We start from the raw sequence: 20,568 nt of genomic DNA on the forward strand, positions 1-20,568 counted from the left end.
TAAAACTCAACGTAAGAAAAGAGATTAGGTGGGGGATGAACCCCCCACTGATTGAAGTTTCACTTTACAAGAAATGAATCTATTAAATTGTATGCTTGTTTTGTAGAGTGCCTGTTATATTTTTCAGTGTACGGATTTAGAAATCCATGTTCACCGTGTAGTTGTTTTATTTCTAATAAAGGATTTTTTTGTTGCTGCAATGTTTGAATTAAAGAGGATACTGAAAAACTAGCTTCTTTTTCAGGGAATATAAGTAGTGTAGCGCATGTAGGCTTTATGTGAACATAGTCGCGTATACGAGAACCGTAACATCCGATAATAAAATTTATTTTCGGATTGTTACTACATAGCCATGAGACGGTAGCTCCAACGCTAAAACCGATAAGACCAATATGTGTATAACTACTAGAAAGATGAGAAATGAATTCTTCAATTTGCTTTTTTCCATAATCAAATCCAATATGATTTACAAAATGTTCATATGCTTTTTCTTCATCACTATAATGAAATGCATGTTGCGATTGTAGAAGGTTAGGACAGAATACGTCTATATGAGATGAAGTAAAGTGGTTGGTAACGTGATGCATATGGTCGTTCACACCATATATTTCATGAACAATAACGAGAGCTACTTTTTTCTTCATAGTTATATTGTGCCTCTTTGAAACTTAAATTCTTTCTCAACAAGGCAGATACGCAGGTGGAAGTTTTCATACCATTGCTCACGACCTCTTTTTTTCGCTTCTTTATGTAAGACGTTCTTCTTCCAATTTTCAATCGCATCAAGTGATTCCCAATAAGAAATTGTTATTCCTAGTCCAGAATTACCTCGTGCACTTTCTACACCTAAAAATCCAGGTTGTTGCTTTGCAAGTTCCTCCATTTTTCCGGCAACGGTATTATAGTCTGTTGTATCATTTGATAAATTAGAAGTGAATATCACCGCATAATAATGATTCGCCTTTTGTGAAGCATTTTCCATATAAATTCCCCCTTTAATAAGTATTTTAGCATGTAAAAAAGAAAAGAAGCAGTACGCTTCTTTTCTTTTTTTACGCTGTGAATTTTAATCCAGCATATATTTTACGACCCTTTTTTTGAATCCAACATACTTGTGCATTTTTCTTTTGAATATTACGTTCTTCCATTGTTACTTGTATAATTTGGTCAATCACAAGAGGGATGTTCGTTTGTACTTGGCACCCACCTGTACTATAGTCGATAATGGTCGCTTCAATCGGCATTCCATTCATATGCAATGTTCCAGAAGACATCAGTTGCTCACGTATATGTTGCCTGCGAAATTGTCTTGGTGCTTTTTTGGTATTTTTTATGAAAGGTGCAATTGCTAGTGTAAGAAATGCTTTATCGTACACCTTTTCCACCCGGTCATTAACCGGTTTACTAAATAGATGAAGAATGAGTTTACAATATTGCTCATGGGATACATCATCAAATGATACACCAACTTGTACAGAATTTTCTTGTCTCCGAATCCATTTTTTTGTACTATGAATCTTTTCTACCTCGCCAAAAGATAGCGTATAGGAAGATAGACTTGATAAAGTTTCAAATGGAATGGAGGGATCTAATTCAAAACGTGCCCCCGTTTCACTAATATCAAGGACATGGCAAGAAATGATCATATCTTCGGCATATAAAGTACCTGGTAAATTTACTACGAAACGTTCTGAATTTCGAAAACGCGGTCTTTCAAATGCTACAAATAGTGAAGTAACAATAGCTATCCCGTTGTATAGTACCCAGAAAATATTAATATATAAGCTTTCTCTTTCAATATGATATTGCTCAGGATATAAGAGCATAAGTGTTGCTCGAATCAGTGCAATAATTGTTAAAATGAGTAATACGAGGTGAGGGACGCTTGTAATCCATAAAAAATGCCTTGTATTATTTTGAACTCCCTTTCTTGTTACATGAAATTGGAACTTTTTACGTAAGAAAGTTTCTGATAAAATAGCAAATCCCATATAAGGAGCCATAGCAACTTCGTACACATGACTCCACGTAGTTGTGCGTTTCTTATTAGAAACAGCTTTGAAAATAAGCTGTGATGTTAAAAAGGCAGGTGCCCAAAACATAAATAAGTGCATGAAATTAATTTCTAAACTATAAATATCAAATACTAAAAATAATAGCGGTGCTAGTAAAAATATCATTTTATAAATACCGAAAAACCAATAATGGATTCCATCTGCATATAAAAGACGCTGCATAAAAGATAATCCTTTTATAGTGAAAGGATTCCATTTCTTTACGACTTGAATATTCCCTCTACACCAGCGGTCACGCTGTTTTAATAAATCACTAAATGTTTCTGGGGATAATCCAACAGCTAGTGTTTCATTGACAAATATAGTTTCCCATTTGTTAGCTTGTAGTAGCATACCAGTTGCCATATCTTCAGTAATAACTCCAGTCGCAAATCCTCCAATTTCTTCAAGCGCAGTGCGACGAAATAGGGCGTTACTACCAACATACATCGTAGCATTAAAGCGATCTTTTCCTTCTTCTAACTGCCGCATAAAGAAATCTTGTTCATTGGCGATGTTATCTTCAAAAAACAAATTATATTGGAGAGGATCAGCATTATAAAAAACTTGTGGTGCTTGAACGAATACAACATTATTTTTAGAAAAATAACCAATCGTTCGCTCTAAAAAGTTAGCTCGTGGTATCATATCAGCATCCATTGTTACGATAATATCACCTTTTGAATGAAGCATCGCATGATTTAAATTTCCAGCTTTTTCATGCTTATTTTCGGTGCGAGTTATGTGCTGAACAGAAAACTCTGCCGCAAGTTGCTTTACACTTTCACGGCGCCCGTCGTCACAAATATAAATGTTTAGTAACTCTTTCGGATAAGTAATCAACGTACAGCCAGCTACAGTACGTTTTAACAAATCGATCGGTTCATTGTAAGTTGCGATAAATATGTCGACAGTAGGTAGTTTTTCAAAATTGGATAATGGTATTTCTTTTCGTTTATATGGTTTCCATGAAACAATGCTGAAAACGATAGATTGTAAGTAACCAGCCCATTCTGTAATTAACAATATAATACCAGCGATAATACTTATGAGATTAATAGTTGGTAACGAATAAAAAGTTCGCCAAATAAGATAAATAGCATTACAAATGAGAAATAGAATAATAAGTAATTTTTTTGACCATAAATATTTGTGTGCAAGGGCGTAAGTAATAATGATTACGAAAAAAATAATACCTAAACCTTCGTATATAGAAAGGCTCATACAATTCCTCCTTTATGTATAGAGTGGGAAAAATAAAAATATATTATTCGTCTATAGAGATTTAATTATTTCCAGATTATACAATATCACAAAATATAGGGTTAGAGTATAAATTTTACATTTTCTTATTATAAGCTTAAAAAAATTAGAAGAAATAATAGTTGTATTTTTGATTCATAAGAAAAATGCCACTTCAAAAGAGAAGTGGCATTTCTTATATTTCCTCTAAGCTATTAACTGGAACAGTTAATTCGCGTCCTGGGTTTTTTACTTCATATATGCGGGCGGTTTCATTGCTTTCATCGACGTGTTGAATCATAACAGGCATGCCTTGAAAACTGACATTGGCTTGTTCCGCTGACACAGAAAGCTCTATTGCACGTTGTATATTCATTTATATTCCTCCCATCATTATTATCTTTGCTAAAAAAGAGGAATAATATACCATTTAGAGACATTCTTAAAGTTTTTGTATTATTTGTAATGTTTCTTTAATAAATGAAGAAAAGATGGAATCAGGATAACCATCTATCGTTTGAACTGCTTCTTTTGCTTCTGTCAGAGCAGCTGGTTTATCTTGAAGTTCTATATGACACAGGGCACGATATGATCCAGCTGTTAATAACCATGACTGATCAAGTGGATGACTCATATAATCTGGAATATTAGCACGTTTTAATGTTTCTAAAGCTTCCTCGTAACGTTTTAAACCATACAGAGATTTTCCTTTTTCAAGATAATACAATCCATCGTCTTGAAAAATCGGTACATCTTTTAGTTTTTCTCGGAATTGTTCTAAATGTTCTAATGCAATTGTATATTCATTCGTAACGGTATTGTAGTAATAAGCTTTTAATATATCTATATTTGCAGCGGATAAAGTATCTTCTGTAAAAATGGCAAATTGCTCCGATTTTTTTATGTAATATAAATATCGCTCTTTATCTGTTGTAATGATTTTTTGATAAGATAAAATACGGTAAAATTCATCTGTTTTATAATAAACTTGATGTTTTTTTGAAAATGCAAGTGCATCTAAAATGATTTTTTCACATTTTTCATAATTACCATATGCGAGTAAAATAATTGCTTCTTTTAAATATAATTGTATATGTGTAATAAGATCCATTTCTAAATTCTTCGTTTTATATTCATCGCGAATTTTGGTAATCAACTGTAAACATTCTTTATATTTTTTCCGTTTGTAGAGCATATAGTAAAACAGTAGTTTCGTTTCAGTACTTTCGCGATACAAAGTATATTTTTCAAATATAGAAACAGCTGTTTCAACGTAATATTCAATATTGTAATCGTTCATAATAGCCGCTCCAGTTATGAACTGTTTATATAAACGTGCTGTATTTAAAGTAAGAGGTAGTTCTTTTTGAACGATAGGTAGTAAAGTTTCATATACTTCATCGCATTTATTTGCTTTTATTAATGGCTCCATTTTTTGAATGAGTGCTACAATTTCTACATCATCTTCTTCTAATAAAAAACTCGTTTCACATCCAAGTTTTTCAGCAATATATTGTAATGTTTTCATGGAAGGCGTAGCTTTTCCATTTTCAATTTGGCTGAGCATACTTTTTGTCAGTTCTGAACCTGCTAGTTCTGTTTGCGTAAGCTTTTTTTCTTTTCGCAATGCTTTAATTTTTTCTCCGAGAGTAGTCATATTGTAGCTCCTTTATGAATAAAAAGTTAAATGTGATTAAACTTTTGGTTGTAAAAGTTGGAAAGTTGATTATATAATAAGTTTAACACAATTTAACTTTTAAGGGGAGAGAGTCAAAAATGGGAGATATAAGTATAGGACAACATGATTCAAGAATGAAGATTGCAACGAGAAATATCATTTTAATGATGATTGGAAAAATGACGTCTTTATTAGGCGCAGGTATTTATACGTTCGCAATGGGGTTATATGTATTAAAGACTACTGGTTCAGGGATGGGGTTTGCAATTACGCTCGTTTGCGGATCACTTCCAAGGATGATCTGTGGTCCAATTGCTGGTGCTGTAGCAGACCGTGTGAATCGAAAATGGCTTGTCATTGGTACTGATTTATTAAGTAGTTTAACGATGCTTAGTATGTTTATTCTTGCTACTATATTTGGACCATCACTTCTTTTTATTTATATTTCAGCAGCATTATTATCAATTTGTGCAAGTTTTTATTCCGTTGCATTAACTTCGTCTATTCCGAGTTTAGTAGATGAAGGACGTATTCAAAAAGCGAGTGCTTTAAATCAAACGGCGGCTTCTTTATCAAATATTTTAGGGCCGATTATTGGCGGAGTTGTATATGGTTTCTTTTCAATTAAATCGTTTTTCCTATTAAATAGTATTACGTTCTTTTTAGCAGTTATTTTGCAATTATTTATCGTATTTGATTTATATAAAAAAGAAGTGGCTGAGAGTACAGAGCATTTCTTGACGAGTATAAAAGAAGGTTTTTTATATGTAAAAAGACAACGTGAAATATATGGTTTAATGAAAATAGCATTGTGGGTAAACTTTTTTGCGTGTGGTCTAACAGTTGCACTTCCATACATTATCGTCCATACATTGCATTTATCTTCAAAGCAACTCGGTACTGTAGAGGGAATGTTAGCAGTCGGGATGTTAATGGGAGCGATTGCTTTATCAGTGCGTAAAGAAGTGAATAATCCGTTTCGTTCTATTTATACTGGACTGTTTTTGTTTGCAGGTTTAAGTTTATGTACAGTCTTTCCGTTGTTAGTTATCATTCCAAAATTAGCAAGTTTTATTTACTATATTGCTTTTATGATGTTAACTGGTATAGCAATTATGATTGTAAACATTCCAATGCAAGTACATATGCAAAAAACGACAGACCCGAGCTACCTAGGGCGTGTGTTTGGCCTACTTGAAACAATTGCGACTGCAATCGCACCACTTGGTATGATTGTATATGGACTACTATTAGATATGTTGCCAACTAGCATTGTTATGATGACAATAGGCGGAGGTTTATTGTTAGTTGTATTAGTTGGAGTAAAGCAACATATGGCGAAAAAACAAGTAGATGTGTCCGCTTAAAAATAAGAAAATAATAAAAATTTGACTTATTATTATAAAAATGACTAAATTGGTATTTTAGTTTTTGAAACTCTTTTTCATGTATGTTAAAGTAAAGTGAGCTTGCAAAGAAAAGGAGACAACAGCATGAAAAAATTAAGTTTTGTTATGCTTTTTCTATTAGTCGTAATGGCTGGATGTAGCAATTATGACACATATATTGAAACAGGTATGCAATCATTGAAAGATGAAAAGTATAGTGATGCAACAATGTGGTTCGAAAAAGCAGAAAAAGAGAAATCAGGAAATGAAGCCAAACCATATAAAGAAGTTGCTGAGAAAATGGATCACGGAGCAACAGCATTAAAAGACGGTAAGTATTTAGAAGCGAAAGACATTGCAAATGAAGTGTTACAAAAGAAAAAAGATGATGGACTTGAAAAAGCCGTAACATCAAATGCAGAGAATATGCTTCAAAAAGCAAAAGATGTGGAAGAGAAAGTAAATGAAAGAGTGGCAAAGCGTAGAAAGGTAGAAGAAGAAGGAATCGATAAAATTATTAAAGCTGTCGATAGTATAGATGAAGTGAAAGAAAAAGAGAAGAAAGTATCAGAAGCATTAGATAAGGCTGAAGAGGCGCAAGCAAAAATTGAGGCAAAGAAAAATAAATAGATTTATAGTTTAAAAGGCTGTCGTGCATAACGACAGCCTTTTAATTTTTTGTTGCAAATGAAGTGATGCTCTGTAGTAAAAAAGAAATGATTTTAGAATTCCATCTGTCCTCATGATGAATCGTATAAATGTTACGCTGAAATTCAAATTCAGGGATTGGTATATAGCATAGCTCATTTCGTTGTATTTCTTGCTCGATAGCAAGTTTAGAAATAAAGGCAATTCCATTACCATATTTTAAAATTTGTTTCATCGTTTCTAATGAGTCTAATTCAATTTCAGATTGGAATGTAATGTTGTGCGCTAACGTCCATTGTGTAAGTAAATCTCTCGTTGTAGATGGATTACGATGCAATAGTATGCGTTCCTTTTCGATATTTTGTAACGATACATTGTCTTTCTTTGAAAAATGATGTTCTTTGGAAAAGGCAAGAACAAGTGTATCGGGCATTATATTCGTTTGTTTTAAAAGTGGTTCATCAAATGGAGCAGCGGAAATTATCCCAAGATCGATTTCGTGATTTTGTAGCATCATTCGAATTTCAGGGGCTGTTTTCACTAGTAGTGTTATTTTTATATTTGGAAATTCACATTGAAATTGATGAACGACTTCTGGCAAAAGATAAGTCGCTGGTACATAACTAGCACCAATTGTTATAGCACCTTTATGAAAATCTTTAAACTCTTGCGTGACACGTCTAGCTTCTTTCATAAGTGCATCTATTTTAGAAGCATAATGATGCAAAGCCTCACCAGCTTCTGTTAAGAAATACCTTCCAGAACGTAATTCGAATAAAGACACACCGAGTTCTTCTTCTAAGCTTTTTATATGAAATGTAATAGTTGGTTGTTTAACGCCAAGTTTTTCTGCAACGATTGTAAGCTTTTTGTATTTCTTAATAAGTACTACAATTTCTAATTTTAAGAGATTCATTATGAATTGCCGCCTTTTTTATTTTAACTATAGAAAAAATCTATAGAAATAAATAGTTTATTAAAAGTTTTTTAATTTAATCTTTACAGTACATTAACATTCATTATAAATCTTCCATATAGAATGAAAGCAGGTTAAGAATGAGGGGAGAGAGGTGAAGCAATGGATATTAAAATTAGTGGATTAGAAAAGACATTTGGAAAAACACAGGCGTTAAAGCCGTTGCAGATTGTAATGAAACAAGGGGAATTCACTACACTTTTAGGGCCTTCGGGGTGTGGAAAAACGACTTTACTTAGAATGATAGCAGGGCTTGAAGAACCGGATAAGGGAGAAATATATTTTGGAGACCAGTGCATGTATTCTGCTACAAAAAAGATAAAGACATCTCCTCATGAACGGAATATCGGTATGGTATTTCAAGATTTTGCTTTATGGCCGCACATGACTGTTTTTGAAAATGTTGCATTTGGTTTAAGGGCTACAAAGCAAACGAATCATTTACGAGAAAAAGTAGAAGATGCGATAAAGCGAGTTCGCTTGCAAGGTATGGAGAAAAGGTATCCACACGAACTTTCTGGTGGACAGCAACAACGTGTCGCATTCGCTAGAGCAATTGTAACAAAACCTCATTTTATTTTGTTTGATGAACCACTAAGTGCACTCGATGCAATTTTGCGAGAAGAAATGAGAATAGAGCTTATGGATATCGTTCATTCCATTGGTTTAACTGCACTGTATGTCACTCACGACCAAACAGAAGCAATGTCAATGTCAGACCAAATTATTGTCATGAAACAAGGAGAAGTATTACAAAAAGGAACACCGGAAGATATTTATGTGAAACCGTCTCATGAATTTGTTGCCAAATTTATTGGTAAGGCGAATTGGCTTGTAGAGGGTAAGAAAATGATTCGTCCAGAGCATGTGAGTTGGACAAAAAATGATGTGTGCGAAATGTATACAGGTGAAATTAAGCACGTTACATATGTAGGGGAACGTTATGAAGTGAAAATAAATATGGGGACTTTAGGCATTTGGACAGCCTATAACAATAGTAAGCTAAGCATCGGGAAACCAGTATCGTTATATGTACCAAAAAAATGTATTCATCATATAGGGGGAGAATCGTATGAAGAAATTCAGTTCGCTTAAGTCTTTATTTGTATGTACTTTACTATTTTCTACTGTAGTAACAGGTTGTAGTTCAAAGACAGGTAATGCAGATGCAAAGAGTAAAAATTCGAATGAAAAGAAAATTGTTGTATATAGTGCAGGACCAAAAGGATTAGCAGAAAAAATACAAAAGGACTTTGAAAAGAAAACTGGTATAAAAGTGGAAATGTTTCAAGGGACAACTGGAAAAATTTTAGCGAGAATGGAAGCTGAAAAGAAAAATCCAGTCGTTGATGTTGTCGTACTCGCTTCTTTACCAGCGATGGAAGGATTAAAGAAAGAGGGGCAAACGTTAGCTTATAAAGAAGCGAAACAAGCTGATAAGCTTCGTCCAGAATGGTCAGATGATAAAGGAAATTATTTCGGGTATAGTGCTTCAGCATTAGGAATTGTATACAATACAAAAAATGTGAAGACAGCACCTGAAGATTGGAGCGATATAACGAAAGGAGAATGGAAAGGGAAAGCGAATCTTCCAGATCCAGCACTTTCAGGTTCAGCATTAGATTTTGTAACAGGATACGTGAAAAAGAATGGACAAGATGGATGGAATTTATTTGAGCAGCTTAAGAAAAATGAAGTTACAGTAGCAGGAGCAAATCAGGAAGCGTTAGCCCCAGTTGTGACAGGTGCGAAAGATATGGTCATTGCGGGTGTTGATTATATGACGTATAGCGCAAAAGCAAAGGGTGAACCTGTTGATATTGTATATCCAAAAAGCGGAACAGTTATTAGCCCACGTGCAGCGGGGATTATGAAGGATAGTAAAAATGTTGAAGGTGCAAAAGAGTTTATTGATTATTTATTATCCGATGATGTACAAAAACAAGTTGCTAAAGCGTATTTATTGCCTGGTAGAACAGATATAAAAGCTGAAAATAGACCAAATGTAGAAGAGATTCCAGTATTAAATATTGATTGGAAAACAGTTGAGAAAGAGCAAGATGAAATAGGAAAACAATTTAAGAAAGTATTTCAATAAGATGGTGATTCCATGGTAAATCGATTCGTATCAGTAAGACAAGTTGGAATGACGGTAGCGTTATTACTTGTGGTGATGTTAATCGTCATTCCACTTTTTCTTATTTTATTTTCTAGTGTATATGAAAATAGCAGTTGGAATTTTTTAAAGCCTTTTGAAGTGATACAGAGTGGTGGATTAGCTGGGATTTTTCTAAATTCGATGCTTCTAGGTGTACTCGTTGTAATAGGAGCTACAATATTTGCATTTCCATTGGCGTTTATTATGAGCAAAACAGATGTAGGAAAGTATAGTAAGTTAGATATTGTTTTTATGATTCCATTTATGACACCGCCGTATATTGGATCGATGGGCTGGATTTTGTTCATGCAACCTAACGGATATTTTGAACAATTTCTTCCGATGCTAAAGACAGTTTCATCATCGTTTTTTAGTTTAGGAGGTATGGTCTTAATTATGAGCCTGCATTTATTCCCATTCCTTTATTTCATGCTGAAAAATACGTTACTTCAGATTGGGAGTAGTAAAGAAGAAGCTGCAGCAGTTCATGGCGGAAGTTTTTTCTATCGTTTAAGAAAAATAATATTGCCGTTATTAGTATCAAGTTATGTAATGGGTGCTTTACTCATTTTCGTAAAGACGATTGCTGAATTTGGAACACCGGCTACATTCGGACGTAGAATAGGATTTCACGTATTAACATCAGAAATTCATAAATTTATTTCGAGTTGGCCAATTGATTTTAGTAGTGCAACAGCATTATCTTCTTTATTACTTAGTGCTTGTATGCTCATTTGGTATATGCAAAATGTATTGAATCGAAAGTATTCATATGCAATGGTTAGTGGAAAAGGTGTGAAATCTAAAAGATATACTTTGTCTATATTTACGCGCGTTGTAGCATGGATGTATGTAATTGGTTTATTAATCGTATCAATTGGAATTCCATACTTTTCTATACTTATTGCTTCTTTGTCAAAATTAAGAGGCGGCGGATTACATGTAAATAACTTAACAACAAGCCATTATGAGGCATTGTTTACGATGGGATCTCCGGGATTAGAGGCTTTATGGAATAGTTTTCTTTTTTCGCTCGTAACAGCGATTATTGCGGTAATTATTGGAGTCTTTTTGGCACTTATGATTCGAAAGGGGAAAAAATCCTCTGAAAAGTGGCTTGATATGTGCGGTATGTTACCGAATATGGTACCAGGAATCGTTATGGTTGTAGGTCTTATTTTGTTTTGGAATTCACCATATATGCCCCTGTCAATTTACAATACACCAATCATGGTTATCGTAACGTATGTTGTTCTGTTTTTACCTTACACGGTGCAATATGTAAAATCATCACTTGGACAAATTGATGATTCTCTCATGCAGGCCGGAAGTATTTTTTCAGGAAATTATATTTATATTTTTAGAAAAATAATATTGCCTCTTATTATCCCGGGTATTCTTGCTGGATGGGCGATGACATTTACAATTTCGATAAGAGAGTTAGTAGCATCGCTTCTCGTATTACCTCCATCAGTAGAAACTTCAGCAACATTTATTTTTGCTCAATTTGAACAGGGTGAAGTATCTATAGGAATGGCGATGGCCGTTGTTTCTGTTGGACTTACAACAATATGCTTATTACTGCTGCAACATATGGAGCAAAAACGAAAAGGGGTAGCATGATGAGAGTGGAAGTATGGGGAGGAGCAGGAGAATACGGTCGCTCCTGCTATTTTGTAAAAAATAAAGAGGCGAAAATAGTATTTGATTGTGGTATTAATCGATCTTATGAGGATAGTTATCCAAAAATAGAGAGAGAAGCTGTTCCGTTTTTAGATGCGGTATTTTTATCACATATTCATGAAGATCATACGATGGGTTTACCTTTATTAGCGAAGTATGGCTATAAGAAAAAAATTTGGACGACTCGTTATACAAAGGAGCAACTGCCGTTATATTATGAAAAATGGAGAAACTATAATGTGATGAAAGGGTGGAATTTACCTTATATCGACCAAAATATAAAAGATTTAAATTATGTATGTATTGATGAGATTAGCAATCCAAATGAATGGGTACAAATTACTCCTACATTGCGGTTTCAATGGGGATATAGTGGGCATGTATTGGGAGCTGTTTGGTTTTTAGTTGATATGTATAATACATACGTATTTTATTCAGGCGACTATTCAGCAGAGTCTAATATACTACGAGCTAATTTACCTGAGAAATTGGATCACAATATAAAAGTTGCAATTGTAGATGCCGCTTATCACACAGATGATGTTTCGCAAAATGAAAGATTAGACGATCTATGTGCAGAAATTGAACGAGTTATGCAAAATAAAGGAATAGCATTATTACCGCTGCCACAACTTGGTAGGGCGCAAGATATAGTATTGTATTTATATGAACGATATAAAGAATTTCCTCTTATAGTAGATAAAGAAATCTTGGCTGGATTTGAAGAGATGTTCGTATACAAAGATTGGATAAAAAATAATGAAGAACTTAAATGGGTTATGAAGAGTCTAAAAAGAAACATAATAGTTATGGATAATGACATTTGTATGCAAAATAGTTACGGAATAGTTGTAATGAGTGATGCGAATATGCAAACGAAACGAGCACAGTTATACTATGAACAGCTTCGGAATGAAAAACGGAATTCCGTTATTTTTACTGGGCATATTGCTAAAGGGAGTTTTGCAGAAAGAGTTATGAAAGAACATGTAAGGAGTACATGTAGGGTGAATCGAGTTTCGTATAAAGTTCACCAAAGTATAAGAGACGTTAAAAAGATGTTAAATACATTATTACCAGAACATACGGTGCTAGTGCACGCTTTGAAAGAGGATACGGATCGATTACAACAAAAGCTAAGTACAGCAGGATATGAAAATGTATATTCACTTGCAATGGAACGTATAGAAGTCAGTTAAAATGTAAAGGGGATAGGTATATGAAAAAAGTATTTGTATTCGTAAGCATTTTCTTTTGTTGTTTCCTTTATAACGTTAAGGAAGGGTTTACTGCTAGTCCAATGAAACCTAGTTTTGAAGTGAAGTTATTATTGAAGCCAGAACAAGTATTAGGTTATAACAAAGAGATGAAGCAAGAGGTGCTAGAACATTTCCAGGTTGGTACAAAATATGAAAGAATACAAGTGCAATTTTTAGATACTGCGAATAAAAGTTTAAGTGATGAAGGTTGGTTTGCTAGAATTCGAAAAAAAGAATTTAGTAAAGATTTTGAACTAACATATAAAAAAAGATACCCTATTCAAAATGGTGTAATTCAAGATGCACTAGAAGTAGCTAAAAAAGAAGGATTCGATAGTAATACGGATAGTTATGAGGCGGAAATAGATTGGGGATTTGAGAAGAAAACATTAAGCATTTCAAATAAGAAAAGCTACAGTGCTAAAGGATATGGGGTACTTGATTTACCAAATGAACAAGCTGCTCAAAACATGTTAATAGAAAAGTTACCAGGGAAAATGAACAAATGGTTGTATACAAATTGGGGAGAAGAGATGTTAAAGAATTCCCGTATTTACGGTCCTGTATTAATGAAACGATATATAGGAGAGTTTGAAAACATAAAAGCAAATATTGAAATTTGGCCATTAAGTAATACCGGAAAATTAGAAGATGACTTCGTAATAGAAGTGTCATTTAAAACAAATGAAGAAAGTATTGCGACAAAACAAAGGGAATTATTAATGGGGAGTTTAGAGAAAAAAGACTGGTTGTTACCGAAAGATAGTTTAAAGACAGAGCTTATTTTTCAGTAAATGAGAAAAAAGGAATCCATATTTCGTGGATTCCTTTTTATATATGAGTATTAAGCTAAATCATGTACAGAGATAATAAAGTTGTTTAATTTACAATAAAGTCATTTAAAAAATAATATAGTTGTTTAAAAATCCTTCTTCTACTAACGAGGCAGGTTAGTGGAAGAAATAGCAAGTGGGTTTAACTAGGAGAAGTGTCGATGACATTAAAGAAGACACCGAGGTGTCTTCTGTTTTTTAAATTAAAAATATCGATAAATTAGGATTTATTTACTTAACATTATACTTATTTTCGGACCGAGGCATCTAATCGGTGAGTATATACAAACCAAGTAATGCTTGCTGTTAATAATGTTGACGAAATTAAAGCTGTAAGAACACTATATGTTTGCCAAATAAGTATCGTTGACCAATCGAGGGCAAAAAACATTATACACTGGGCAATCGTAGCGATTAGGAAAATAATTGTTACGATTGTTCTCTTTTTTGTCATTGGCTGCTGCTCATTCGTTTTCCTTTTTCTTAATCCTAAGAAAAATAACAGAACGGCTAATAGGCAAAGAATAATTGTGGTAGACGACAAAATGATGTCCAAAAGCTGTGTGCCGCTTATCTCATATGACTGAGTTAGATTGCCGTTTAATATATTTTTAACTTTTAGTACCAGGTTTATATTGGTATTTGCGCCGTTGCTCAGTAAGCAGATGGCTGTTCTTTCATTTGGCAGTATGGCTACTTCGGTACTAAAATTTGGATTACCCCCAGTGTGTTCTATAAACGTTTGTTCGGCGTTTACCGACCAACCTGCCGCATAATACATATCATTGACAGCCGAAACAGACATATCACCCCTATGTGATTTTTCGATAGCCCTGTGAAATATTTCGGGTATGTCCTGCACAATACCCATCTGTATGCCCATCCAACGCGCCATATCTTTTGTATTAGAAATGATATAGCCGGCAGGTTTATTCCCAGCATAATCCGGAGCGTTAAATGGAGTTGTTATAAAAAAGGAAGAACGGTAGCCCTGTGCTAACTGTCCAGTGGCTTGAGCATCTTCTTTATAAACATACGTCTGGTGAAGACCTAAGGGTATAAATACCTGCTCCTTCATAAAGTCTTCATAGCTTTGTCGTGATACAATCTCAATAACCAAACCCAATACGTCATAATTAACGGTTCCATAGTTATATTGTTCACCGGGAGAGAACGCTAATTCTGCATCTACCAGCGTTTCCACGGTCTTTTGCAACATATCAGGCGTATTACCTTGTGGAATATTTTGAAGATGTCTAATATTTGTTAGGCCGCTGGTATGGTGAAGAAAGTTATTTAGTGTAAGGTTTTGCATATCAACAGGTTTACCTTGATACTTTAACGTAAACCAAGGTAAATATTTTTGGATAGGGTCAGTCATTGATAGCAGCCCTTGCTCTTCCAATAGCAAAATCCCCATACCAGTAAAAGCTTTACTCACCGAGGCCAACTCATAGAGTGTATTTTCACTTGCAGACAGTCCCTTTTCAAGATCTGCATACCCAGAAGAAAAGTAGAACACTTCACCATCAGCAAGTATTGAGAGTGACATTCCAGGCACACCTGACGTACGACAGGCATCATCTAGCAATGCTTGTATTGCCACAGATTTCGAATCTGACAACGCATAACTTTGTGTTGCGAATCCTGAGAATAATATAAATATCGTTAATACAAAAACAATAGTCTTTTTCATACACTCTCCTTTCTGAAGAATTATAAGGGTATAAATAACTTATTTTTATAACTATAAACTAAATTCTGATTTATATTTCTATTTATCTATATAATATCAAATAATTGTGAAGAGTTACACTTAAACTAACGGGGGCGTTAGTTTAATAAGAAGTAAACAACTTTATTATTCATTTTTTAAGCATTACATAAGCAGATGGATATAATTTGAAACAACTTTAAAGAGCCTTGCTGCATATAGAATGTAGTAAGGCTCTTATCTTTTTTAGTCAAAATTCAATAACTTTATTATCACTATACAAATCAGCTGATACGAACATATCACTGTTTTGAAGATTTTTAGAGCGTAAACTATAAGCAACTACCTTCTTTTTATATTGTTTTACAACATCAACATGCTCTTCATGACTGTAAATATAAAATGTGAAATCTTTTTTACCACGTTTTGCATTGATAATTAAAGGAGTGCCTTCATTATGGGGTGGTGCATAATAGCGATCTAAAAATAAACCTTCGTTAAAATCATGAATAATTTTTGATTTCTTTTCGCCTTCTACGTTATTTCCGTGAATTGTAATAGTCACATTCTCTTCGTCAAGTTGTGGATGTGTTTCGTACTTGCTAATAATGGATTCAATAACAGTGTTAGGAAGGCTAGAAACGATAATTTTAAATGCTCCAAATACAACTAACATCACAATAAACCAAGTCGTCATAGTATATCATCCCCTTTATTCTATTTAATAATATAACTCATATGGTAATAGTACATATGGTGAAGTTTTGTATAATTTGTGAAAAATATGCCATTTTTACGAACGAAATGTTAGAAAAATCAATTTTGTTACAAAAAGTTGAAATTGAAGTATTTTAAAAGAAAAAGGTTTATAATAAAAATATAACTAATAACCACATTACTAATTATAAGGAAGTGTAACTATGAGTACTGTAGCAATCGTATATGGTATTATTCTTTCCACAATTATTGTTTTGTTTTTCGTTGGGGTCTCACGTTATATTCATAAATGGAAAGAAGGCGTTGCGAAATTAAATCACATTGAAGAAGAACTTAGTGATTTAATGTTACATCATGGTAAGTAAAATTTTTCAACTAAACAATGTGAAGAATATCACAAAACATGCTTTCCTAATGAAGGCATGTTTTTTTGTTGTTTAAGAAAAGAAGTGTTTTTGTATAAATAATCTAATTATTACTTAAAAAGGGAAATTTATTTAGTATAATATATAATATGTTTATTTTAGGGGGAGTATCATGAGGGGATTAAAAGTTGTTGGAATTATAGCTGGAATTACTATAGTAGGCTGTATAGCTTTCTTTTCAGTGAAGGAATATGTCAATTCTAAAGAAGACTCTAATTATGTGCTAAATTACATAAAAGAACATAAGGATGATAAAACAACTTCTTTAATTGTTAAAAGAAATGGTGAAACATTGACATCAATAAATGAAAAAGAAAAACTACCGCTAGCAAGTATGTCGAAAATCGTTATAGCAATTGAATATGCTAAGCAAGTAGCTGAAGGGAAAATAAGAAAAGACGAGCAAATTTCATTGAAAGAATTAGAAAAATACTATGTGAAAAATACTGATGGTGGTGCACACCCTGCATGGCTAGATGATGTAAAAGTTAAAGAGTTAGTGAAGGGTGGTCAAACTTCTTTAGAAGAAGTAGTGAAAGGAATGATCCATTATAGTTCGAATGCGAATACATCATATTTATTGGACAAGCTTGGAGCAGCGCGGATAAATGAAAGTTTGAAAGAGTTAGGCTTAAATAGTCACGATGAATTTTATCCAACGTATACAGGGGCATTATATATGAGGGGCTATGTTGAAAAAGAACTGCATATTCCTCAAAATAAAGCATTGGACAAGCTACGTAATATGTCTAATGATGAATATGTTAAGCATGTATGGCAAATACATGAATGGATGAAAGACGAGAAAGAATGGACAAAACGCGAGATATCGTTAAAAGCCGATATGGACTTTCAGCGTATTTGGTCAGATCGGTTTATAGGTGCAAATGCGAAGGATTACATGAGTTTACTGGAAAAGATAAATAGCAGAAATTATTTTACACCACAAATGCAAGGTGAGATTGAGAATATATTTAAAGGAACCGTAGGAGAGGGTATGTTCGAATTTGCTGGACAGAAAGGTGGTTCTACGGCATTTGTATTAACAAATAGTTTCTATGGTACTGATAAAAAAGGGAATAAGATTGAGATTGTCTTTATGATGAACAATTTGAGTGAAAAAGCATTTGAAAAACTTCTAAGTAATATGGATTACTTTATTCGAGATATTGCCATAAGTGAGGAATTCAGAAATAAATTATAATGAAATAATTTTATGAAGTGACCCCTAAAAGTTAGACACGGTTATTTCATTAGGCAGCTTGATAAAAGTGAGTCCGGTATTGTACCGGGCTCATTTTTAATTTTGCCTTAATCCGTTTCGTATTATAATAATCTATATATTTTTCTAATTCTATTTTAAAGTGCTCTACATTTTCAAATTCTTTTATGTAGAGGAACTCCGACTTCATAATCCCAAAGAAATTTTCTATTACTGCGTTGTCGTAACAGTTTCCTTTTCGAGACATACTCTGGACGATAGCTCTTGATTCAAGTGTCCGGACGTACTGTCTCATTTGATAATGCCATCCTTGATCCGAATGCATCAGTAGCTGGTGGGTTTCGGGTAAACGTTCCAATGCTTTCTCTAACATGTCTGAAACAAGCGAATACGTCGGTCTAGAACCAATTGTATAGGTAATAATTTCACCATTATACAAATCTAATACAGGTGATACATACAGTTTTTCTCCAAACAATTTAAACTCTGTGATGTCTGTTACCCACTTTTGATTCGGTGCATCTGTATGAAAATTACGCTCTAAAATATTAGGTGCAATTCTACCGACTTTTCCTTTATAGGATTTATATTTCTTCATACGCACAACACACTTTAACCCAAGCTCTTTCATAATGCGCTGAACCTTCTTGTGGTTCACTTTCTGGCCACGATTCGTTAATTCATCACGAATGCGACGGTAACCATAACGACCTTCATTTTCCTCATAAATCGCTTTAATCTCAGCTTTCAAATCGGCATCTACATCTGGACGATTCATTTTCTTTACTAAATCATAATACGTGCTTCGAGGAATAGTAGCTAGCTCCACGAGTGCTTTGACCGAATATTTATGCCTTAATTCATAGACTACTTGCGCTTTGTCTTGTTTTGTGATTTTTCCTTGTTTTGAACTAAGGCATTTAACTTTTTTAAGTACTCATTTTCCATCTCAAGCTGTTTAATGCGTGCTTCAAGTGCTTCGACTGACCCTTCAGCTAAAGGTTGTTTTAATTGTTTATTTGAATCTTTTTTCATGGATGGACGCCCCTTTTTCTTAGATTGAAGGGCATCAATTCCTTGTGTTTCGAGCTGTTTTTTCCAAACAGAAATCGTTGAAGGGGCAGGAATATTAAAGATAGCTGCCGTCTCAAATAAGGACATACCGTTTTCAATCATAAAGTTTAGTACGTCTAGTTTAAATTGTTGTGTGTAATTTGTACATCGTTTTAGAAAAGCTTCCAGACCATTCTGTTTATATTGGTTTACCCAATTCAAAATGATTGTGTCACTTATACCGAGCGATCTACCCAGTTCTCGATAACTTTCATTTCCGTTCAAATAACGTAGAACGATTTGTATTTTTTCATCAGCTGTAAATTTAGCCATAGAAAAACTGCACCTCCAATTGTTAGACTGTGTCTAACAATTGGGGTGCAGTTCAATGCAAAGTGCTCTTTTTTAATACAGGATTTTCCAATCTTGTTATTGAATATAAATTGAAAATAAGAAAGGAGGTTGAAAAATGACAACAATATATTTCGTTCGCCATGCCCATTCTACCTATACAAAAGAAGAACGGGAGCGACCTTTATCTGAAAAAGGGTACTTAGATGCAGAGAATGTAACACGCTTATTAAAAGATAAACATATTGATGTTGTGATTTCTAGCCCGTATAAAAGAGCAATCCAAACTGTACAAGGAATTGCGCATACATATAAATTATCAATACAAACAGAAGAAGATTTGCGTGAAAGATTATTGAGCACAGAGCCGGTATCAAATTTTAATGATGCTATGCAGAATGTGTGGGAAGATTGGAGTTTTGCATACGAAGGCGGAGAATCGAATGATGTCGCACAAAGGCGCGCTGTAATATGTATGCAAAATATATTAAAACAATATGAAGGTAAGAATATTGTAATAGGTACGCATGGAAATATTATGGTATTACTTATGAATTATTTTAATTCGAAATATGACTTTGAGTTTTGGAAAACACTTCATATGCCTGATGTGTATCAATTAAAATTTGATAAAAATCGTTTCATTTCTGCTGAAAGAATAGAGAAAACAGGTCATCGGTTAAATATTTTGTAAAAGTTTATCAAAAAAAGAGGAAAGAGAGAAGTTATTGTAGAAGTATGACTTTGTAACATAAAAAATATATGTTAAAGGAGGCTGTTTACATGTTTGAGAAAGAGAAAGAAGGGCTTATTGAAGTTCAAAACGTATATGAAATTGCACCAGAAGATGGAACAATTATTGGTATGGCAACGGAAGAAGAAATGGAAATTGCTGCTGAACTAGAGTTACAGTACTATGCCCATTCTCGTTTGTTAGAAGCAAATATTCAGTTAGACGGTTCCTCCTACAAAGAGTTACTTCAGGAGTTCCAGGAGTACGAAAGAAAATCAATGAGCTTTTGGCGAGCGATACATAAACGTTTAGCTGTGCCATGGGCGTGGGTACTACGTATTGATGTTGCGAATGGCCCTATATATGTAAGTAATGGAAGTTCATATTACGAAGAAATCGATGATGAAGAAGATTATGAATAGATAAGTAAGGAA

General features: G+C 33.7%; 21 protein-coding genes. 12 read left to right on the plus strand and 9 right to left on the minus strand.

Translation table 11 applies throughout. The features are described 5' to 3' along the window. Positions 1 to 59 precede the first annotated feature (59 nt). The 5 genes from AC241_RS08835 to AC241_RS08855 all read right to left on the minus strand — a co-directional run bounded on the left by AC241_RS08835 (position 60) and on the right by AC241_RS08855 (position 4,953). Complete coding sequence (locus AC241_RS08835; RefSeq protein WP_050843186.1) at positions 60 to 644, minus strand: dienelactone hydrolase family protein; 585 nt, start codon at positions 642 to 644, stop codon at positions 60 to 62. Between the two features lie 2 nt (positions 645 to 646). Beyond that, a complete protein-coding gene (locus tag AC241_RS08840) occupies positions 647 to 982 on the minus strand; it encodes an antibiotic biosynthesis monooxygenase family protein (protein ID WP_050843188.1) in 336 nt (111 codons plus the stop codon). A 70-nt stretch (positions 983 to 1,052) separates the two neighbouring features. Next, positions 1,053 to 3,278, minus strand: a complete 2,226-nt coding sequence (locus tag AC241_RS08845) for a glycosyltransferase (protein ID WP_050843190.1) — start codon at positions 3,276 to 3,278, stop codon at positions 1,053 to 1,055. Positions 3,279 to 3,492: 214 nt separating this feature from the next. Further along, on the minus strand, positions 3,493 to 3,672 hold the full coding sequence (locus tag AC241_RS08850; RefSeq protein ID WP_001025734.1) for an H-type small acid-soluble spore protein: 180 nt from the start codon (positions 3,670 to 3,672) through the stop codon (positions 3,493 to 3,495). A gap of 66 nt (positions 3,673 to 3,738) precedes the next feature. Continuing rightward, positions 3,739 to 4,953, minus strand: coding sequence for a helix-turn-helix domain-containing protein (locus AC241_RS08855; RefSeq protein WP_029441921.1), 1,215 nt, complete (start codon positions 4,951 to 4,953; stop codon positions 3,739 to 3,741). A gap of 119 nt (positions 4,954 to 5,072) precedes the next feature. On the opposite strand from AC241_RS08855, the gene AC241_RS08860 reads away from it, so the two are divergent. Both AC241_RS08860 and AC241_RS08865 read left to right on the plus strand, forming a co-directional pair. After that, positions 5,073 to 6,341: an MFS transporter gene (locus AC241_RS08860; RefSeq protein ID WP_016082160.1), complete on the plus strand. Its 1,269-nt coding sequence runs from the start codon at positions 5,073 to 5,075 to the stop codon at positions 6,339 to 6,341. 126 nt (positions 6,342 to 6,467) lie between these two features. Beyond that, on the plus strand, positions 6,468 to 6,992 hold the full coding sequence (locus AC241_RS08865) for a COG3014 family protein (RefSeq protein WP_050843193.1): 525 nt from the start codon (positions 6,468 to 6,470) through the stop codon (positions 6,990 to 6,992). Positions 6,993 to 7,032: 40 nt separating this feature from the next. Here AC241_RS08865 and AC241_RS08870 read toward each other — a convergent pair whose 3' ends face one another. Further along, complete coding sequence (locus AC241_RS08870; protein ID WP_043936912.1) at positions 7,033 to 7,926, minus strand: LysR family transcriptional regulator; 894 nt, start codon at positions 7,924 to 7,926, stop codon at positions 7,033 to 7,035. 162 nt (positions 7,927 to 8,088) lie between these two features. Between AC241_RS08870 and AC241_RS08875 the strand changes: the two genes are divergently transcribed. From AC241_RS08875 to AC241_RS08895, 5 genes are read left to right on the plus strand one after another with little or no spacing between them, the layout of a single operon-like run. After that, positions 8,089 to 9,081 carry an ABC transporter ATP-binding protein gene (locus AC241_RS08875; protein ID WP_016082158.1) on the plus strand — a complete coding sequence of 331 codons (993 nt, stop codon included), beginning with the start codon at positions 8,089 to 8,091 and terminating at the stop codon, positions 9,079 to 9,081. Beyond that, positions 9,059 to 10,084 carry an ABC transporter substrate-binding protein gene (locus AC241_RS08880; protein ID WP_050843195.1) on the plus strand — a complete coding sequence of 342 codons (1,026 nt, stop codon included), beginning with the start codon at positions 9,059 to 9,061 and terminating at the stop codon, positions 10,082 to 10,084. Before AC241_RS08875 ends, AC241_RS08880 begins: the two co-directional genes overlap by 23 nt. A gap of 12 nt (positions 10,085 to 10,096) precedes the next feature. Next, positions 10,097 to 11,767: an ABC transporter permease gene (locus AC241_RS08885; RefSeq protein WP_050843197.1), complete on the plus strand. Its 1,671-nt coding sequence runs from the start codon at positions 10,097 to 10,099 to the stop codon at positions 11,765 to 11,767. Then, a complete protein-coding gene (locus AC241_RS08890; protein WP_050843199.1) occupies positions 11,764 to 13,026 on the plus strand; it encodes an MBL fold metallo-hydrolase in 1,263 nt (420 codons plus the stop codon). The genes AC241_RS08885 and AC241_RS08890 overlap by 4 nt, the downstream gene beginning before the upstream one ends. A gap of 20 nt (positions 13,027 to 13,046) precedes the next feature. After that, positions 13,047 to 13,880, plus strand: a complete 834-nt coding sequence (locus AC241_RS08895) for a hypothetical protein (protein WP_050843201.1) — start codon at positions 13,047 to 13,049, stop codon at positions 13,878 to 13,880. A gap of 286 nt (positions 13,881 to 14,166) precedes the next feature. Here AC241_RS08895 and AC241_RS08900 read toward each other — a convergent pair whose 3' ends face one another. Together AC241_RS08900 and AC241_RS08905 are read right to left on the minus strand one after the other, a co-directional pair. Continuing rightward, positions 14,167 to 15,615 (minus strand): serine hydrolase domain-containing protein, encoded by a 1,449-nt coding sequence (locus AC241_RS08900; RefSeq protein WP_048565278.1) that lies wholly within the window; start codon positions 15,613 to 15,615, stop codon positions 14,167 to 14,169. 268 nt (positions 15,616 to 15,883) lie between these two features. Then, positions 15,884 to 16,330 carry a YfmQ family protein gene (locus AC241_RS08905; RefSeq protein WP_029441929.1) on the minus strand — a complete coding sequence of 149 codons (447 nt, stop codon included), beginning with the start codon at positions 16,328 to 16,330 and terminating at the stop codon, positions 15,884 to 15,886. 41 nt (positions 16,331 to 16,371) lie between these two features. Between AC241_RS08905 and AC241_RS32760 the strand changes: the two genes are divergently transcribed. The 3 genes from AC241_RS32760 (at position 16,372) to AC241_RS08915 (ending at position 17,979) form a co-directional block, all read left to right on the plus strand. After that, positions 16,372 to 16,488 (plus strand): hypothetical protein, encoded by a 117-nt coding sequence (locus AC241_RS32760; RefSeq protein WP_001987133.1) that lies wholly within the window; start codon positions 16,372 to 16,374, stop codon positions 16,486 to 16,488. A 65-nt stretch (positions 16,489 to 16,553) separates the two neighbouring features. Continuing rightward, positions 16,554 to 16,715: a hypothetical protein gene (locus AC241_RS08910; RefSeq protein WP_000108701.1), complete on the plus strand. Its 162-nt coding sequence runs from the start codon at positions 16,554 to 16,556 to the stop codon at positions 16,713 to 16,715. Between the two features lie 172 nt (positions 16,716 to 16,887). Then, positions 16,888 to 17,979 carry a serine hydrolase gene (locus AC241_RS08915; protein WP_001214676.1) on the plus strand — a complete coding sequence of 364 codons (1,092 nt, stop codon included), beginning with the start codon at positions 16,888 to 16,890 and terminating at the stop codon, positions 17,977 to 17,979. Positions 17,980 to 18,028: 49 nt separating this feature from the next. Here the strand turns inward: AC241_RS08915 and AC241_RS32765 are convergent. Then, positions 18,029 to 19,383 (minus strand): IS3 family transposase gene (locus tag AC241_RS32765; protein WP_098630116.1). Its coding sequence is split into 2 segments (ribosomal slippage): positions 18,029 to 18,930 and positions 18,930 to 19,383, totalling 1,356 coding nucleotides; the frame shifts between segments, so codons are not numbered across the junction. Positions 19,384 to 19,519: 136 nt separating this feature from the next. Here AC241_RS32765 and AC241_RS08930 point away from each other — a divergent pair. Together AC241_RS08930 and AC241_RS08935 are read left to right on the plus strand one after the other, a co-directional pair. Beyond that, complete coding sequence (locus AC241_RS08930) at positions 19,520 to 20,095, plus strand: histidine phosphatase family protein (protein WP_050843203.1); 576 nt, start codon at positions 19,520 to 19,522, stop codon at positions 20,093 to 20,095. Positions 20,096 to 20,184: 89 nt separating this feature from the next. Next, positions 20,185 to 20,556 (plus strand): hypothetical protein, encoded by a 372-nt coding sequence (locus AC241_RS08935; protein WP_000461779.1) that lies wholly within the window; start codon positions 20,185 to 20,187, stop codon positions 20,554 to 20,556. Positions 20,557 to 20,568 lie beyond the last annotated feature (12 nt).

The organism is Bacillus thuringiensis (genome assembly GCF_001182785.1).
GTDB classification, from domain to species: domain Bacteria; phylum Bacillota; class Bacilli; order Bacillales; family Bacillaceae_G; genus Bacillus_A; species Bacillus_A thuringiensis_S.

Bases quoted from the DNA above. Each gene is read 5' to 3' on its own strand.
- AC241_RS08835 (WP_050843186.1), bottom strand. From the start codon at position 644: ATGAAGAAAAAAGTAGCTCTCGTTATTGTTCATGAAATATATGGTGTG.
- AC241_RS08840 (WP_050843188.1), bottom strand. From the start codon at position 982: ATGGAAAATGCTTCACAAAAGGCGAATCATTATTATGCGGTGATATTC.
- AC241_RS08845 (WP_050843190.1), bottom strand. From the start codon at position 3,278: ATGAGCCTTTCTATATACGAAGGTTTAGGTATTATTTTTTTCGTAATC.
- AC241_RS08850 (WP_001025734.1), bottom strand. From the start codon at position 3,672: ATGAATATACAACGTGCAATAGAGCTTTCTGTGTCAGCGGAACAAGCC.
- AC241_RS08855 (WP_029441921.1), bottom strand. From the start codon at position 4,953: ATGACTACTCTCGGAGAAAAAATTAAAGCATTGCGAAAAGAAAAAAAG.
- AC241_RS08860 (WP_016082160.1), top strand. From the start codon at position 5,073: ATGGGAGATATAAGTATAGGACAACATGATTCAAGAATGAAGATTGCA.
- AC241_RS08865 (WP_050843193.1), top strand. From the start codon at position 6,468: ATGAAAAAATTAAGTTTTGTTATGCTTTTTCTATTAGTCGTAATGGCT.
- AC241_RS08870 (WP_043936912.1), bottom strand. From the start codon at position 7,926: ATGAATCTCTTAAAATTAGAAATTGTAGTACTTATTAAGAAATACAAA.
- AC241_RS08875 (WP_016082158.1), top strand. From the start codon at position 8,089: ATGGATATTAAAATTAGTGGATTAGAAAAGACATTTGGAAAAACACAG.
- AC241_RS08880 (WP_050843195.1), top strand. From the start codon at position 9,059: ATGAAGAAATTCAGTTCGCTTAAGTCTTTATTTGTATGTACTTTACTA.
- AC241_RS08885 (WP_050843197.1), top strand. From the start codon at position 10,097: ATGGTAAATCGATTCGTATCAGTAAGACAAGTTGGAATGACGGTAGCG.
- AC241_RS08890 (WP_050843199.1), top strand. From the start codon at position 11,764: ATGATGAGAGTGGAAGTATGGGGAGGAGCAGGAGAATACGGTCGCTCC.
- AC241_RS08895 (WP_050843201.1), top strand. From the start codon at position 13,047: ATGAAAAAAGTATTTGTATTCGTAAGCATTTTCTTTTGTTGTTTCCTT.
- AC241_RS08900 (WP_048565278.1), bottom strand. From the start codon at position 15,615: ATGAAAAAGACTATTGTTTTTGTATTAACGATATTTATATTATTCTCA.
- AC241_RS08905 (WP_029441929.1), bottom strand. From the start codon at position 16,330: ATGACGACTTGGTTTATTGTGATGTTAGTTGTATTTGGAGCATTTAAA.
- AC241_RS32760 (WP_001987133.1), top strand. From the start codon at position 16,372: ATGGTAATAGTACATATGGTGAAGTTTTGTATAATTTGTGAAAAATAT.
- AC241_RS08910 (WP_000108701.1), top strand. From the start codon at position 16,554: ATGAGTACTGTAGCAATCGTATATGGTATTATTCTTTCCACAATTATT.
- AC241_RS08915 (WP_001214676.1), top strand. From the start codon at position 16,888: ATGAGGGGATTAAAAGTTGTTGGAATTATAGCTGGAATTACTATAGTA.
- AC241_RS08930 (WP_050843203.1), top strand. From the start codon at position 19,520: ATGACAACAATATATTTCGTTCGCCATGCCCATTCTACCTATACAAAA.
- AC241_RS08935 (WP_000461779.1), top strand. From the start codon at position 20,185: ATGTTTGAGAAAGAGAAAGAAGGGCTTATTGAAGTTCAAAACGTATAT.